The organism is Sphingomonas sp. TREG-RG-20F-R18-01 (genome assembly GCF_022662475.1).
Classification (GTDB): Bacteria; Pseudomonadota; Alphaproteobacteria; order Sphingomonadales; family Sphingomonadaceae; genus Sphingomonas.
The window spans coordinates 169276-182961 of record NZ_JAKNQQ010000002.1 but is presented as its reverse complement, the minus strand read 5'-3'; the positions used below and the strand labels follow the sequence as shown (position 1 = coordinate 182961).

The window sequence follows — 13686 nt, the reverse complement described above, 5'->3', positions numbered from 1 at the left end:
GGACATCTATCCGATGACTCTTCGCTCGTTCGCCACCACGCTCACGCTCGTCGCCGCCCCCTTCGCGCTGGTCGCGACCCCGGCGATCGCGCAGCTTGGACAGTCCGAGGGGTACAAGTTTCTGCAGGCGGTCAAGGACGGCAAGGGCGACGAGGTCACCAAATTTCTCGACAAGCCGGGTGCCACGGTGATCAACACGCGCGATGTCACCAATGGCGATGGCGCACTGCATATCGTCGTTCGGCGCCAGGATTCGACCTATCTGAACTACTTGCTGGCACGAGGCGCCGATCCCAACCTCAAGAACAGCCGGGGCGAAACCCCGCTGCTGATCGCGTCGAGCCTAGGTGCGACCGACATGATCGAAAATCTTGCCAAGCACGGTGCGAACGTCAATCTCGGCAATGCGAGCGGCGAGACCGCGCTGATCCGTGCCGTGCAGCGTCGTGATGCGACGATGGTGCGCAGCCTGCTCGATCTCGGCGCCGATCCGGATCAGAAGGACCTGCTCCAGGGATCCTCGGCGCGCGACTATGCGCATCAGGACACGCGAACGCCCGCGATCGCGGCATTGATCGACGCTGCGCCCAAGAAGGTCCGCAAGGCCGTGTCGGGGCCCAAACTGTAAGACGGGGCCGCTGATCGCCGTCCTGCGCCTCAACCCGCGAAAGACAACCCGTCCGCTTCGGGATCGGTGAGCGCGATCATGCGCCGCGCCGCACGTCGCGCGAACGCGAGCGTAACGCGCTTCCGGGTCGCGGCTGACAACGGATCGGTATGCGCCTCCCGCAGGATCGCGGCGTCATACCGGTCGGCGACGATGATACCGGTCCGTGCGGGCAGGAACCCCTCGCGGTCGAGCGGGCTGGCATCGAACCCAGCCGGAACCGCCCAATAATAGCGGTCGCAACAGCCAAGATATTCGGTCCACTTGGCGTCACCGAGCAAGTCGGCACGTGACACCTTGATCTCCACGATGACGATCTGTCCGCGCGCGTCGATGGCCATCACGTCTGCGCGGCGATTCCCGTCGAGGGGAACTTCTGTCAGCGCGACCAGATCGTGCCGCAGCAACATCCGGATCGTACCGCACGCGACGTCTGCCGCGCAAAGCGGGGAGCCCGGCGCGTCGACACAGGATTGCGGAGGGGTTTCGGGCGCATCGCGTAACATGCGCCGATCCTAGAACATTTCACGAACACGTCAAACCCGACGCGCCGCGATGCTCAGCGATAGAAGACGTGGTTGCCGATCGCGGCGACCTGCTGGCGATGCCAGCCCGGAGCTGCGCGCTTCGCATGGAAATACATCGCGTCGGCAGCGGGGCTGTCCCAGCTGTCGGCGAGGGCGACACGGGCGACCGCTACGGCGGTGCGATACTGGCGGTTGGACGGGACTGCCGGAACGTGACCGCCGCGTACGAACGAAAACTGGCCGGGCTGGGTTACGACCGAGCAGACCGATTTCGGGAAGTGGCCGGATTTGGAACGGTTGAGGATGACTTCGGCAACGGCGAGCTGACCGCTGAGCGGTTCGCCCTTGGCTTCGAAGTAGATCGCGCCAGCCATGCACTGCAGCTCGTCACCCATTTCGTCAGGAACCGACTGTGCCGCGACCGCAGCGTCCAGCGTGCCGAAAGCCACGTCATCGCCATCCTGCAACTCGTCGCTGGCCATCGGCTCCTTGATATCCACTGCCTGGACGACACCCGCTTCGGGAACCGAAGCAACGACCGGGGCGTTGATGGCCCGATCGAGTTGCTGAGCGAAGCCCGGCGTGCCCGCGCCGATGATGGCGGCAGCGGTAAGGATCATGGTCGCGCACGTGACGACCCGGTTGGCAAACGACATTCAAACTACAAAAATGCGGTTGGTGCGCGGACATAAACGACCTTGCGATCGTTCACCCGGACATCCCCCCGACTGCGTAACCTAACCGGATCGCACCCGGTACGGCACAACGCCTAAATCGATAAATTCGCTATCGAGGGGTCGAACCCAAGGGTCAACCGTCGAGGATTGTTTCTGCGGCGAATCGTTCCGGCGACGCGATGTCCAGTTCGATCACCCACAAATCCGGATCGCGCGACCGTCGCCGCCGCCAGTACGACTCGCGTGCCGGACCATCCGAGGCATCGGCTGGCCCGGCCGGAATCAGCGCGGTTTTGCCGCTGGGATCCAGGGCACGCTCGACCATGTGCGTGGATCCATTATTGTCATTCAAAATGAGTAATATGGCGCCTGAACTGGGCTCACCGCGAGCGCGGACCATGCCCATGCCCCCGGCATCATTGACGCGCTTGAGCAGGGCAGACACCAGCAATGCGGTCGGAAGCGCATGGCTCACGTCGGACGGTATCCCGGCAGCGTGGCGAGCGGCATCTGGGACCGCATGAACGTGCCGGTCCCCCGGGCTGCCTCGTCACCCGCCGCATCGACCAGCCGAGCCTCGGCGACGAACACCCGTCGGTGCCCGGAGACCCATCGGCCTTCGGCAATGACGGGTCCTTCCCGCAAGGGCTTGGTCAGCAACAGGTTGAAGGCGGTGGTCAGCAGGAAACGATCCGTCACCAGGCTGTTCGCGGCATAAAAGGCGGCATCGTCGAGCATCTTGAAATAGCTCGTGCCATGGGCCGCACCGCCGGCGTGAAAGACTTGTGGCGCGATCGTGAACCGAATTCGTGCGACCCCTGCTTCGGGGATTTCCAGCACTGAATCGAACAACTGGTTGATCGGCGCCGCCGCATACAGGTTTTCGAGTGCGCGGAAATGCGCTGCTTCGCCCGAGGGGGCGGGTTCAGGCGGCGTCACGCGCTTCATCCGCCATCAGGAGCGCAATCATCGCGTCGCGCGATCCGGCGCCCCGCAGCTTGTCGACGAAACTGGCATCGCGCAGCATCCGGGATACCCGCGCCAAGGCCTTGAGATGTTCGGCTCCGGCGTCGGGCGGCGACAGCAGCATGAAGACGATATCGACGGGAAGGTCATCGACCGCGGCAAAGTCGATCGGGTTGGCCAGACGGGCGAAGACCCCGCAAACCCTGGGAAGTCCGGCCAACCGCCCATGCGGCGTCGCGACGCCACGACCGAAACCGGTCGACCCGAGCTTCTCTCGCGCAACCAGCGCTTCCGCCGCGGCGGCGGCATCGATCCCGTAGACCTTGGCGGCGACGCCGGCGAGATGCTGGAACAACAGTTTGCGCGTGCCAGCGCTTTCGCGTTCGAGCACCGCGTCGGCGCTCAGAAGATCGTGCAAGTCAGTCATCGCAATCCTTGGGCCCGCGACAGGCACGGGTGCTTGCGCGGGCCCATAGCGCCGATCAGGGATCGGCGAAAGCGGAGCGAAACATTATGAAACGCGCTGTGGCTCCACCCAACCGATCGTACCGTCCCCGCGGCGGTACACCATGTTATAGGTACCCGAGCCCGAATTGCGGAACAGCAATGCAGTCGTGTTGCGCAAATCGAGCATCATCACTGCATCCGAAACGGTCGCATCAGGGATATCGACGCGCGTCTCGGCAACGATCAACGGGAAGTCCTCGACTTCTTCCTCGGCAGTATTTTCCTGGAACAGCGTGTAGCCGGCATCACCCGACGCCAGATCGGCCGCCGCACTGGATGCCGCGCTGTTCGCAACGGCGCTGCGATCCTTGAGACGGCGCATGTACCGGCGAAGCTGCTTTTCGATCTTGGTCGATGCCGAGTCGAACGCGGCGTGCGCGTCGGTAGCGTCGCCGCTGGCCTTCAGGATCAGGCCCTGCATGACGTGGCAGACGATGTCGCAGGTGAAGCGGTTGTCGTGCGGTCCCTTGCCGAAGGTCACCTGCGCCGAAATCGTCCGAGCGAAATATTTGGTCGCGATGCCCTGGAGCCGCTCGTCGACATGGGTCCTGAGCGCGTCGCCCGTTTCGACCTGGTGGCCGGAAACCCGAATATCCATGAGCACTTCTCCATACTGTATCGCCGGATCCCGCTTTTCGGGTCTTCCGGCTGGTAGATGACGTCTGTCGGACGCCTCGACCCCCCAATAGGTTGAATCAGTTGGCCGTCTCGCCTCCCCACAAAGGATTGACCACCGACTTCATAAACGCTGCGTGCCGTGCAAGATCCGCCTCCGGCACCGTAAAAACCCGCGGCGGGCGGGGCCTGGCGGGGGCTGCCGGAGCAGACGCCACCGCCACCTCGATCGCCTCGCTGACCAGACCAAGCCCGATCTGCCGACCACCGGTCAGCTCGACATAGACTTGCGCCAGCAGCTGGGCGTCCAGCAGAGCGCCGTGGAGCGTGCGGTGACTGCGATCGATGCCATAGCGGCTGCACAGCGCGTCGAGGCTATGCTTGGCCCCCGGGTGGCGTATGCGCGCCATCGCGACGGTATCGACCATTCTGTGCATTTTGATCGGCGTGCGGCTGCACCGGGTCAGCTCACCGTTGAGAAAGCCGAAATCGAAGCTCGCGTTGTGCGCGACGAGGGGGCTGTCTTCGAGAAATTCGAGAAGCGCTTCGGCGCCGTGGTGGAACAGGGGCTTGTCCGCGAGGAACGCGTCGCTGAGGCCGTGCACGCGCTGCGCCTCGGGCGGCATGGTGCGCTCGGGGTGGAAATAGGCGTGGAAGGTTCGACCGGTTTCGACCCGGTTGATCATCTCGACACATCCGATTTCGACCATCCGGTCGCCATCGGAAAAACTGAACCCCGTGGTCTCTGTGTCGAAGACGATCTCTCTCATAGACTCAGGATAGTGGGGTTTTGCGCGCTGCGAGGCAAGCGATGATGCGGTGCACCGCATCACGCGTCGTATCGAGCGAACCGCCTGTCGGAACGACGAAATCTGCACGTGCGGTCTTTTCTGCATCGGGCAGCTGCCGGCGCAGGATGGCATCGAGCTTGTCCGCCGTCATGCCAGCACGGGCGAGCACGCGCGCGCGTTGCACCGACTCGGGCGCAGAAACGACCACGACGGCATCGACGCGCGACTCGCCGTCGGTTTCGAACAACAAGGGAATGTCGAACACGACCATCGGCACATCGGCGTTTTGCGCAAGAAACGCCGCGCGTTCCCTGCCGACGGCGGGATGGACGATCGCCTCGAGCCGCTTGAGCGCAACGGGGTCGCCAAGGACCATCGGCCCGAGCTTTGCGCGATCGACGCCGCCCGGGCCGGTCGATCCCGGGAAGGCCGCCTCGATGGCGGTCACCAGGGGACCGGCTGTGGCCTGTAACCGGTGCACCGTTGCATCCGCGTCGAAAACCGGCACGCCGGCATCGGCGAACATCGCCGCGACGGTCGACTTGCCCATGCCGATCGACCCCGTAAGGCCAATCGTGATCATGCGGTCAGCAGGGCGCGCAGTTTCAGGTCCTGTTCCTCGTCACGTGGCGGGGCGGCGCCAAAGAACAGCTCGAAGGCAAGCGCAGCCTGACCGATCAGCATGTCGAGACCGTCGATCGTATCGAGATCGCGCGCGCGTGCCGCGGCGAGCAGCGGCGTTTCGAGCGGTGCATAGACCACGTCATAGACCACAGCATCTTCGGGGAGCGGATCGAGATCGAGGTCGAGCGGCGGCTGCCCGGCCATGCCGAGCGCGCTTGCATTGACCACGAGCGCCGCCGGAGGGAGCGATGCCGTCAGCGGCAGCGCCTGGCCCTTCAGTCCGAAAGACGACAGGAGGGCGGCAGCCTTCAGCACGTTGCGGTTGAGGACGGTGACCGGGCCGACGCCGAGCTTCGCGAGCGCGAACAGCACGGCGCGCGCGGCGCCCCCGGCACCGATCACCACGACCGGCGCTCCGGTCAGGTCCATTCCGGCGAGCGGAGCGTAAAAGCCCGCTGCGTCGGTGTTGGTGCAAAGAAAGGCACCGTCCTCACCGCGAAACACGGTGTTCGCCGCGCCGATCGACCCGCGCACGCTACCCGGGTCGGCGATATGATCGAACACTGTTTGTTTGTGCGGCAAGGTGACATTGCACCCACGCCAGGCGGGATTGGCCGTCCGCTCGGCGAAATAGGCGTTCAGGCCCTCCGGCGCCACATGGCACGCGCGATAGCTGCCCTCCAAACGCAACGCTTCGAGCCAGAACTCGTGGATCAGCGGCGATTTGGAATGGGCGATCGGGTCGCCAATCACTTCTGCATACATCATGACGGCATCACTCCGCGAACCCGTAGATAGTCGAGTACCTGCAGCAGCGGCAGGCCAAGGACGGTGAACTGGCTTCCCTCGATCCGCGTGAACAGCTGCGCGCCAGGGCCCTCGATCCGATAGCACCCGACGCATCCCGCAATTTCGGGCCACTCGAGATCGAGGTAGGTTTCGATGAAGGCCTCGCTCAACGGGCGAACATGCATCCGCGCGCGATCGACCACGCGCCACACCGGCTGTCCGCCCTCGGCGATGACTGCACCGCTGATCAAATCGTGCCGTTTGCCCGACAGGCGCCGCAGATGGTCTGCCGCCTCATCGCGCGATCGCGGTTTGTCGAGCATCGATCCGTCCTCCAGCGCGACAACCGAATCACACCCCAGCACCAGCGCCTGGTCGTTCCCCGCCGATACCTTGACTGCTTTCAATTCAGCGAGCGCATCCGCGAGATCCCGCGGTCCCACGCCGTCGGCAAGAAGGGCGGCTTTCGCGGTATCCTCATCCACCCCGGCCGATACCGCGCTGAAGGGAATACCCGCGGCGGCTAGCATCGCGCGCCGTGACGCACTTTGCGAAGCGAGGATCAGTCTCATGCTTCGCCCCGCTGCGCGCCGACGCGTTCGCCGACGAGCGCGATGATCGCCGCTGCTGTTTCCTCGATCGACCGTCGCGTGACGTCGATCACCGGCCAGCCGTTGTCCGCGAACATGCGCCGCGCAAAGGCGACCTCGCGCGTCACGGCTTCCTGATCGACATAGGCGGTCTCGGTCTTCTGGTTGAGCGACAGCAACCGATTGCGACGAACCTGGATCAACCGGTCAGCGCTCGTGGTAAGCCCGACGACGATCGGGTTCTTGAGCGTGAACAGGCTGCGGGGCGGCGGGCTTTCGATCACGATCGGGATGTTCGCGGTCTTGAACCCGCGATTGGCGAGATAGATCGACGTTGGGGTCTTGGACGACCGCGAAACCCCGGCGAGCACGATGTCGGCCTCTTCCCAATCCTCGGACAAGATGCCGTCGTCATGCGCGATGGTGAACTGGATTGCGTCGACACGCGCGAAATAGGCGGCATCAAGGACGTGCTGACGCCCCGGGCGCGCCTTGGCCGCCTGTCCAAGCAAACCCGACAGGGCACCGGTCACTCCATCGAGCGGCGCGACCGCGGGCAAGCCGAGCGTACGGCACCGTGCCTCGAGCGTCTTGCGCGTCTCGCTGTTTACCAGCGTGAAGAGCACGAGCCCCGGATTTTGCGAAATTTCCTGGAGGATCCGCTCGAGGTGCGCCTCGGTCCGCACCATCGGCCAGAAATGCCGGATCGTCTCGACGTCGTCATATTGCGCGAGCGCCGCCTTGGCGATGTTCTCGAGCGTCTCGCCGGTCGAATCCGACAGGAGGTGGAGGTGAAGCCGCATCAGCCGTGTTCCCGGGAAAGGCCTGTGGATAACATGGGGATAACCGCTAGCGTAACTTCGCAACCGCGCAAAGCCGCCCGGACCGGTGGAAAACGCCCGAGTTTTCCACAACCGCGTGCACAGCCGCCGGATTTATCCACAGGCTGTGAATCATGGGGATGGAATCGCCGATCGTCTCGGGGAATCGGCTCTGCGATTCAGCACGGAGTGTTGGCAATTCGGGGACAATTGCATAAGCCCCGGCTTCCACCGGCCAACAACTGCTAATACCTTTTAAGAATCTAGACTCTTATTGAAGAGGGGACAGCGATCCTGCCTGCATCGACTCCATCGGAACCCCTGTCTCAGGTACCGTTCAAACCGCTGCTCGCGACGCTGAAAGGCGCGCGCCAAGCCGTTCCGCCGATCTGGCTGATGCGCCAAGCCGGGCGGTACCTCCCCGAATACCGCGCGTTACGCGCCGAAAAGGGGGGGTTTCTGGCGCTGGTCAACGACAGTGACGCCGCCGCGGAAGTGACGATCCAGCCGATCCGCCGGTTCGGGTTCGATGGCGCGATCCTGTTTTCGGACATTCTGATGGTCCCGGCAGCCCTTGGGCAGGGCCTGACCTTCGGGGTCGGCGAGGGCCCCGCCCTGACGCCGCCGCTGGTCGACCACGCGCTTGAAGCGCTCGAACAGGCGCCGGAACGGCTGGAGCCGGTCTATGAGACCGTGCGGCGGGTCGCGACGCGGTTGCCTGCCCAGACAACCTTCCTCGGCTTTGCAGGGAGCCCCTGGACGGTTTCCACCTATATGGTCGCGGGCAAGGGCAGCCGTGATCAGAGCGAGACGCGTCGGTTCGCCTATGCCGACCCACAGGCCTTTGGCGCGATCATCGATGCGATCGTCGGCAGCACTGTCGATTATCTGTCGAAGCAGATCGAGGCAGGGGTCGAGGCGGTGCAATTGTTCGACAGCTGGTCGGGCAGCCTCAGCCCCGCCCAATTCGAGCGCTGGGTGATCGCCCCCAACGCGGCGATCGTCGCGGCGCTCCACGCGCGGCATCCAGGGGTGCCGGTCATCGGCTTTCCGAAAGGGGCGGGCGAGAAACTGCCGATCTACGCGCGCGAAACCGGGGTCGATGCGGTGGGCGTCGACGAGACGATCAACCCGGAATGGGCCGCGGCTAACCTTCCTGAAGGCATGCCGGTCCAGGGCAATCTCGACCCGCTTGCGCTGATTGCCGGCGGGGCCGACCTCGATGCGGCAGCAGCGCGGATCCTTGCGGCGTTCGCGGGCCGTCCCCACGTCTTCAATCTCGGCCACGGCATCTTGCAGGACACGCCGATCGCGCATGTCGAGCAACTGCTGGCCTTCGTTCGGAACGCATGATGGCTGGAATGCTCGGCAACGCCTACCTCTGGGTCAAGGCAGCGCACGTGATCTTCGTGATCTTCTGGATGGCGGGACTGTTCATGCTGCCGCGCTATCTCGTCTATCATCAGGAGGCGCTTGCCGGGGCGGGGGGTGATGCCGCGCTGTGGGTCGAGCGAGAGGCGAAGATCCGCACCATCATCCTGACGCCGGCGATGATCGTCGTCTGGGTCCTCGGGTTGCTGTTGGCGGCGAACGCAGGCCTGTTCTCGGGTCAGGCGGGGCTTGGCTGGTTGCATCTCAAGCTGTTGCTCGTGGTCGTCCTCAGCGGGTATCATGGCTGGGCGGTCGGCTATGCACGCAAGCTCAAGGCAGGCAAACCAACCCTGACCGGGCGGCAGCTCCGCATGATCAATGAGGTTCCTGCGGTCCTGGTGACCTTCATCGTGATCCTGGCGATCGTCCAGCCGTTCTGAAGGACAGGCGCCGCGGCTACGTCGCCATCCCGGTACGCCACGCCTTGACGCGTTCAGGCGCGCGTCGTATCTGAGGCCGGTATTGTAGTGCGACGGCCTTGCGCCGTTCGGCTGCCTTATCCTTCCTCAAGCATCGTCGCGTACCCTTCGCCGACCGAAGCTCCTCCTCCGCATCTTCATGCCCCGGACGCCCGAAATGCATCTTAAAGATCTCAAGAACAAGAAACCGGCCGAGCTGGTCGCGATGGCCGAGGAGCTCGGGATCGAGAGCGCGTCGACGCTGCGCAAGCAGGACCTCATGTTCGCGATCCTCAAGGTCCAGGCCGAGCAGGGCGAGCAGATCATGGGGCTCGGCACGATCGAAGTGCTGCCCGACGGCTTCGGCTTCCTCCGCAGCCCCGAGGCGAACTATCTCGCGGGCCCCGACGACATCTACATTTCGCCCAACCAGGTCCGCAAGTTCGGCCTGCGCACCGGTGACACGGTCGAGGGCGAGATCCGCGGACCGAAGGATGGCGAACGTTATTTCGCGCTGGTGAAACTGACCGCTGTCAATTTCGACGATCCCGATGCGGTCCGCCACCGCGTCAATTTCGACAATCTGACGCCGCTGTATCCGGAAGAGAAGCTCACGCTCGATCCGTCCGACCCGACCGTCAAGGACAAGTCGGCGCGCGTCATCGACATCATCTCGCCACAGGGCAAGGGCCAGCGCACGCTGATCGTCGCGCCCCCGCGCGTCGGCAAGACGGTGATGCTCCAGAACATCGCCAAGGCGATCACCGACAACCACCCCGAGGTGTTCCTGATCGTCCTGCTGATCGACGAGCGCCCCGAGGAAGTCACCGACATGCAGCGCTCGGTCAAGGGCGAGGTGGTCAGCTCGACCTTCGACGAACCCGCGACGCGCCACGTCCAGGTCGCCGAAATGGTAATCGAAAAGGCCAAGCGCCTGGTCGAGCACAAGAAGGACGTCGTGATCCTGCTCGACTCGATCACGCGTCTCGGCCGCGCCTACAACACCGTGGTGCCGTCGTCGGGCAAGGTGCTGACCGGCGGTGTCGACGCGAACGCCTTGCAGCGCCCGAAGCGCTTCTTCGGTGCCGCGCGCAACATCGAGGAAGGCGGTTCGCTTTCGATCATCGCGACCGCGCTGATCGATACCGGCAGCCGCATGGACGAAGTGATCTTCGAGGAATTCAAGGGCACGGGTAACTCGGAAATCGTGCTCGACCGCAAGGTTGCGGACAAGCGCATCTTCCCGGCGCTCGACGTCGGCAAGTCGGGCACGCGCAAGGAAGAGCTGCTGGTCGATCAGAGCAAGCTGTCGAAGATGTGGGTGCTGCGCCGCATCCTGATGCAGATGGGCACGATCGACTCGATGGAGTTCCTGCTCGACAAGATGAAGAATTCGAAGACCAACGAAGACTTCTTCGAAAGCATGAACCAGTAGTCAAACTGACGGTGCAAGGTCTGGCGCGGAAGCGCGGTGATCGGGTTTGTGCAGAGTAACGCGGTTTGAAATGGCCGGGATGGGGGTGAAGCCCGATCCCGGCCATTGCCGTGCGGGGGTAGGACCATGTTCGATATAGCCGATGTCTTCACCGCCGCGGGGCTAGCCACGCTGGGCCAGGTGATCCTGATCGACCTGATCTTCTCCGGCGACAACGCGATGGTCCTCGGCACCCTCGCGGCAGGCCTCCCGGCGAAGCAGCGCAAGCAGGTCCTTGGCTTGGGGGTCATCATGGCCCTCGTCTGCCTGATCGGTTTCGCGCTGATTGCGACGCAATTGCTGCATGTCGTTGGTTTGCTCCTGGCCGGCGGGATCCTGCTGCTGTGGGTCGCATGGAAACTCTTCAGCGAGATCCGGTCGCACAATGTGCCCGCGCTTGACGCTACCGCAGGGCTGGCGCCCAAGGCGCAGAAGACGTTCGCCCAGGCGGCGGTTCAGGTCGCCATCACCAATCTGTCGCTAAGCCTGGACAACGTCCTGGCGGTTGCCGGTGCTGCGCGGGACCATCCGTCGGTATTGTTCTTCGGGTTGGCCCTGTCGGTGACGTTGATGGCGGTTGCGGCCAATTACATCGCACGGATCATCGGCAAGCACCGCTGGATCGCCTATGTCGGCCTGCTTGTCATCCTGTTCGTTGCCGGGCGGATGATTTACGATGGGATCATCGATCACAATGTCGGCATCCTGACGCTGTTGCCCCGCAAATAGGCTATAGAAGGCCGCGTCGATCCCGCGCTTCGAAGTCCAGTAGCCATGCCTTGGTGTGACTGCCGGCGCCGGCGGAATAGGCACCGAGCGTGCCGTCGGCGTTCGTGACGCGGTGGCAGGGGACGACGATCGGATAAGGGTTGCGCGCGCATGCCTGCCCGATGGCCCGGGCGCTGGATCCGGCAGCGGCGGCCAACCGTCCATAGCTCCAGGCCTCGCCGTAAGGGATGGCGCACATTGCCGCGCGAAGCGCCTCTCCGCGGGGCGAGACGGCGGGAAGGAGCGGCAGATCGAAGTCTCGGCGCGTGCCGCCAAACCATTCCTCGAGCTGCACGGCGGCGGCGCGAACCGCACGCGCCGATCCGCCATTCAGCGGGAGGTCGGCAGCATCGATCGTGATCGATGCCACGGCAACGTGGTCGCCCCACACCGTGACGGTGCCGACAGGCGTTGCGATCCTGGCCTTATCGCGCGCATACATGGCGGCATCATGCAGCGCGGCGCCCGCCCGCTCAAGGGGAGAAGCCGCGATGAAAATCAACGTCGAAGTCGATTGCACGCCGGAAGAAGCACGCCGCTTCATGGGACTGCCCGACATGGCGCCGGTGCATGAAAAGTATCTGGCGATGCTTACCAATTCGATGGACGGATCGGTCGCGCCCGAGATGATGGAAACGGTGATGCGCAGCTGGATGCCGATGGGGGACGCCGGCATGGCAATGTGGCGGCAGATGTTCGACACTGCGAAGAAGTAAGCATGCCGCACCGCGACACCATCTACGCGACCTCCAGCGGCGCTGCGCCAGCGGCGATCGCGATTGTCCGCGTCAGTGGCGCCGTGGCGCGCCGAGTGGTGGAGAGGCTGGCAGGGTCCGTGCCGGAAGCGCGCCGTGCGTCGCTGCGCGCGTTGCGCCATCCAGCGACGGGTACGCTGCTCGATCGGGCGGTCGTTCTGTTCTTCCCGGGACCTGCGACCGCGACCGGCGAGGATCTGGTCGAGTTTCACATCCATGGCGGACGAGCGGTGATAGCAGCGGTCGAGGCTGCGATCGGCCTGGTCCCCGAAACCCGGCTGGCGGAGGCGGGCGAGTTTACGCGGCGGGCGCTCGCCAACGGCCGGATCGACCTGACCGAGGCAGAAGGGCTGGGGGATCTCTTGGCGGCGCAGACCGAGACCCAGCGCAAGGCGGCGCTGCGCGTAGCGGAGGGCGGGCTGCGCGCCGAACTCGATCGCTGGACCGATCAACTTGTCGCGGTCGCGGCGGAGATCGAGGCGGCGCTCGACTTTTCGGACGAGGACGATGTCAGCGAGCAGCCAATCGCAGCTGTCACCGCAAAGATTGCGAACGTCGCACAAGCGATCGATCGTCTGCTCGGCGAACCGCCGGTCGAGCGGCTTCACGATGGCATTCGGGTGGTGATCGCCGGACCGCCCAACAGCGGGAAGTCGACGCTGCTGAACGCGCTGACCGGACGCGACGTTGCCATCGTATCGGCCATTTCGGGGACGACCCGCGATCGCATCGAGGCGACGGTAGTTCGGAGCGGGGTTGCCTATGTCCTGACCGACACCGCCGGTCTGACGGACCAGCCCGGTGACGAGATCGAGCAGATCGGGATCGACCGCGCGCGCTCCGCGATGGCCGGCGCCGACATCGTGCTCTGGCTCGACGATACCGCACCGATCGACGATTCTTTTCTTGCCGTGCACGCGCGTGCCGATGTGGTGGGACGGGAAACACCGCCGACCGGCAGGACGGCCGTTGCCGCAAAGGATGGCCGTGGCATCGCCGCGCTGTGGGACCAGATCGATGCCCGGGCCAGGCGACTACTTCCACAGGAAGACGCGCTTACCGTCAACAGTCGGCAACGCGGATTGCTCGCGCAATGCGTCGCCTATCTGCACGCCGCCCTGCATCATCACGATATGCTCGTCGTAGCGGAAGAGCTTCGCGGCGCTTTGCGCACGCTCGATGCGGTGGCTGGACGGAGCGGCATCGAGCATGTTCTCGGCTCGATCTTCGCGAGATTCTGCATCGGAAAATGATGTTCCACGTGGAACGTTTTGACAGGGTCAGCG

At 64.4% G+C, this 13686-nt stretch carries 19 protein-coding genes; 7 read left to right on the top strand and 12 right to left on the bottom strand.

Going from position 1 to position 13686, the window contains the following annotated elements:
- Positions 1 to 13 precede the first annotated feature (13 nt).
- Positions 14 to 628 carry an ankyrin repeat domain-containing protein gene (locus tag L8K25_RS06375; protein WP_242138065.1) on the top strand — a complete coding sequence of 205 codons (615 nt, stop codon included), beginning with the start codon at positions 14 to 16 and terminating at the stop codon, positions 626 to 628.
- A gap of 29 nt (positions 629 to 657) precedes the next feature.
- Here L8K25_RS06375 and L8K25_RS06370 read toward each other — a convergent pair whose 3' ends face one another.
- From L8K25_RS06370 to L8K25_RS06320, 11 genes are all read right to left on the bottom strand, one after another.
- Positions 658 to 1173 carry an MmcB family DNA repair protein gene (locus L8K25_RS06370; protein WP_242138064.1) on the bottom strand — a complete coding sequence of 172 codons (516 nt, stop codon included), beginning with the start codon at positions 1171 to 1173 and terminating at the stop codon, positions 658 to 660.
- A 53-nt stretch (positions 1174 to 1226) separates the two neighbouring features.
- A complete protein-coding gene (locus tag L8K25_RS06365) occupies positions 1227 to 1850 on the bottom strand; it encodes a cell wall hydrolase (RefSeq protein ID WP_242138063.1) in 624 nt (207 codons plus the stop codon).
- Between the two features lie 154 nt (positions 1851 to 2004).
- Positions 2005 to 2346, bottom strand: coding sequence for a DUF1491 family protein (locus tag L8K25_RS06360; RefSeq protein WP_242138062.1), 342 nt, complete (start codon positions 2344 to 2346; stop codon positions 2005 to 2007).
- Positions 2343 to 2819 (bottom strand): PaaI family thioesterase, encoded by a 477-nt coding sequence (locus L8K25_RS06355; RefSeq protein WP_242138061.1) that lies wholly within the window; start codon positions 2817 to 2819, stop codon positions 2343 to 2345. The genes L8K25_RS06360 and L8K25_RS06355 overlap by 4 nt, the downstream gene beginning before the upstream one ends.
- On the bottom strand, positions 2797 to 3264 hold the full coding sequence (locus L8K25_RS06350) for a PTS sugar transporter subunit IIA (RefSeq protein ID WP_242138060.1): 468 nt from the start codon (positions 3262 to 3264) through the stop codon (positions 2797 to 2799). Before L8K25_RS06350 ends, L8K25_RS06355 begins: the two co-directional genes overlap by 23 nt.
- Before the next feature lie 84 nt (positions 3265 to 3348).
- Entirely contained in the window at positions 3349 to 3942 is a 594-nt protein-coding gene (raiA, locus tag L8K25_RS06345; RefSeq protein WP_242138059.1) for a ribosome-associated translation inhibitor RaiA, read from the bottom strand.
- 97 nt (positions 3943 to 4039) lie between these two features.
- Positions 4040 to 4729, bottom strand: coding sequence for a DNA polymerase III subunit epsilon (gene dnaQ, locus L8K25_RS06340; protein WP_242138058.1), 690 nt, complete (start codon positions 4727 to 4729; stop codon positions 4040 to 4042).
- 4 nt (positions 4730 to 4733) lie between these two features.
- Positions 4734 to 5333: a dephospho-CoA kinase gene (coaE, locus tag L8K25_RS06335; RefSeq protein WP_242138057.1), complete on the bottom strand. Its 600-nt coding sequence runs from the start codon at positions 5331 to 5333 to the stop codon at positions 4734 to 4736.
- On the bottom strand, positions 5330 to 6142 hold the full coding sequence (locus L8K25_RS06330; protein WP_242138056.1) for a shikimate dehydrogenase: 813 nt from the start codon (positions 6140 to 6142) through the stop codon (positions 5330 to 5332). Before L8K25_RS06330 ends, coaE begins: the two co-directional genes overlap by 4 nt.
- Positions 6139 to 6735, bottom strand: coding sequence for a nucleoside triphosphate pyrophosphatase (locus tag L8K25_RS06325; protein WP_242138055.1), 597 nt, complete (start codon positions 6733 to 6735; stop codon positions 6139 to 6141). Before L8K25_RS06325 ends, L8K25_RS06330 begins: the two co-directional genes overlap by 4 nt.
- Positions 6732 to 7559 (bottom strand): pyruvate, water dikinase regulatory protein, encoded by an 828-nt coding sequence (locus tag L8K25_RS06320; RefSeq protein WP_242138719.1) that lies wholly within the window; start codon positions 7557 to 7559, stop codon positions 6732 to 6734. The genes L8K25_RS06325 and L8K25_RS06320 overlap by 4 nt, the downstream gene beginning before the upstream one ends.
- A gap of 336 nt (positions 7560 to 7895) precedes the next feature.
- Between L8K25_RS06320 and hemE the strand changes: the two genes are divergently transcribed.
- From hemE to L8K25_RS06300, 4 genes are all read left to right on the top strand, one after another.
- Positions 7896 to 8927 (top strand): uroporphyrinogen decarboxylase, encoded by a 1032-nt coding sequence (hemE, locus tag L8K25_RS06315; RefSeq protein ID WP_277923534.1) that lies wholly within the window; start codon positions 7896 to 7898, stop codon positions 8925 to 8927.
- Positions 8927 to 9385, top strand: coding sequence for a CopD family protein (locus tag L8K25_RS06310; RefSeq protein ID WP_242138718.1), 459 nt, complete (start codon positions 8927 to 8929; stop codon positions 9383 to 9385). The genes hemE and L8K25_RS06310 overlap by 1 nt, the downstream gene beginning before the upstream one ends.
- Before the next feature lie 196 nt (positions 9386 to 9581).
- Positions 9582 to 10838, top strand: coding sequence for a transcription termination factor Rho (rho, locus tag L8K25_RS06305; RefSeq protein WP_242138053.1), 1257 nt, complete (start codon positions 9582 to 9584; stop codon positions 10836 to 10838).
- A 126-nt stretch (positions 10839 to 10964) separates the two neighbouring features.
- Positions 10965 to 11606: a YjbE family putative metal transport protein gene (locus tag L8K25_RS06300; protein WP_242138052.1), complete on the top strand. Its 642-nt coding sequence runs from the start codon at positions 10965 to 10967 to the stop codon at positions 11604 to 11606.
- A gap of 1 nt (position 11607) precedes the next feature.
- On the opposite strand, the gene L8K25_RS06295 is transcribed toward L8K25_RS06300, so the two are convergent.
- Entirely contained in the window at positions 11608 to 12087 is a 480-nt protein-coding gene (locus tag L8K25_RS06295; RefSeq protein ID WP_242138051.1) for a methylated-DNA--[protein]-cysteine S-methyltransferase, read from the bottom strand.
- A gap of 49 nt (positions 12088 to 12136) precedes the next feature.
- On the opposite strand from L8K25_RS06295, the gene L8K25_RS06290 reads away from it, so the two are divergent.
- Together L8K25_RS06290 and mnmE are read left to right on the top strand one after the other, a co-directional pair.
- On the top strand, positions 12137 to 12361 hold the full coding sequence (locus L8K25_RS06290) for a DUF6489 family protein (protein ID WP_242138050.1): 225 nt from the start codon (positions 12137 to 12139) through the stop codon (positions 12359 to 12361).
- Between the two features lie 2 nt (positions 12362 to 12363).
- Positions 12364 to 13653, top strand: a complete 1290-nt coding sequence (gene mnmE / locus L8K25_RS06285; protein WP_242138049.1) for a tRNA uridine-5-carboxymethylaminomethyl(34) synthesis GTPase MnmE — start codon at positions 12364 to 12366, stop codon at positions 13651 to 13653.
- The last annotated feature ends 33 nt before the right edge of the window (positions 13654 to 13686 follow it).

Coding starts and splice junctions, on each gene's coding strand:
- raiA (WP_242138059.1), bottom strand. CDS start 3,942: ATGGATATTCGGGTTTCCGGCCACCAGGTCGAAACGGGCGACGCGCTC.
- coaE (WP_242138057.1), bottom strand. CDS start 5,333: ATGATCACGATTGGCCTTACGGGGTCGATCGGCATGGGCAAGTCGACC.
- L8K25_RS06355 (WP_242138061.1), bottom strand. CDS start 2,819: ATGAAGCGCGTGACGCCGCCTGAACCCGCCCCCTCGGGCGAAGCAGCG.
- mnmE (WP_242138049.1), top strand. CDS start 12,364: ATGCCGCACCGCGACACCATCTACGCGACCTCCAGCGGCGCTGCGCCA.
- L8K25_RS06365 (WP_242138063.1), bottom strand. CDS start 1,850: ATGTCGTTTGCCAACCGGGTCGTCACGTGCGCGACCATGATCCTTACC.
- L8K25_RS06350 (WP_242138060.1), bottom strand. CDS start 3,264: ATGACTGACTTGCACGATCTTCTGAGCGCCGACGCGGTGCTCGAACGC.
- rho (WP_242138053.1), top strand. CDS start 9,582: ATGCATCTTAAAGATCTCAAGAACAAGAAACCGGCCGAGCTGGTCGCG.
- L8K25_RS06290 (WP_242138050.1), top strand. CDS start 12,137: ATGAAAATCAACGTCGAAGTCGATTGCACGCCGGAAGAAGCACGCCGC.
- L8K25_RS06310 (WP_242138718.1), top strand. CDS start 8,927: ATGGCTGGAATGCTCGGCAACGCCTACCTCTGGGTCAAGGCAGCGCAC.
- L8K25_RS06295 (WP_242138051.1), bottom strand. CDS start 12,087: ATGTATGCGCGCGATAAGGCCAGGATCGCAACGCCTGTCGGCACCGTC.
- L8K25_RS06375 (WP_242138065.1), top strand. CDS start 14: ATGACTCTTCGCTCGTTCGCCACCACGCTCACGCTCGTCGCCGCCCCC.
- L8K25_RS06325 (WP_242138055.1), bottom strand. CDS start 6,735: ATGAGACTGATCCTCGCTTCGCAAAGTGCGTCACGGCGCGCGATGCTA.
- L8K25_RS06300 (WP_242138052.1), top strand. CDS start 10,965: ATGTTCGATATAGCCGATGTCTTCACCGCCGCGGGGCTAGCCACGCTG.
- L8K25_RS06370 (WP_242138064.1), bottom strand. CDS start 1,173: ATGTTACGCGATGCGCCCGAAACCCCTCCGCAATCCTGTGTCGACGCG.
- dnaQ (WP_242138058.1), bottom strand. CDS start 4,729: ATGAGAGAGATCGTCTTCGACACAGAGACCACGGGGTTCAGTTTTTCC.
- L8K25_RS06330 (WP_242138056.1), bottom strand. CDS start 6,142: ATGATGTATGCAGAAGTGATTGGCGACCCGATCGCCCATTCCAAATCG.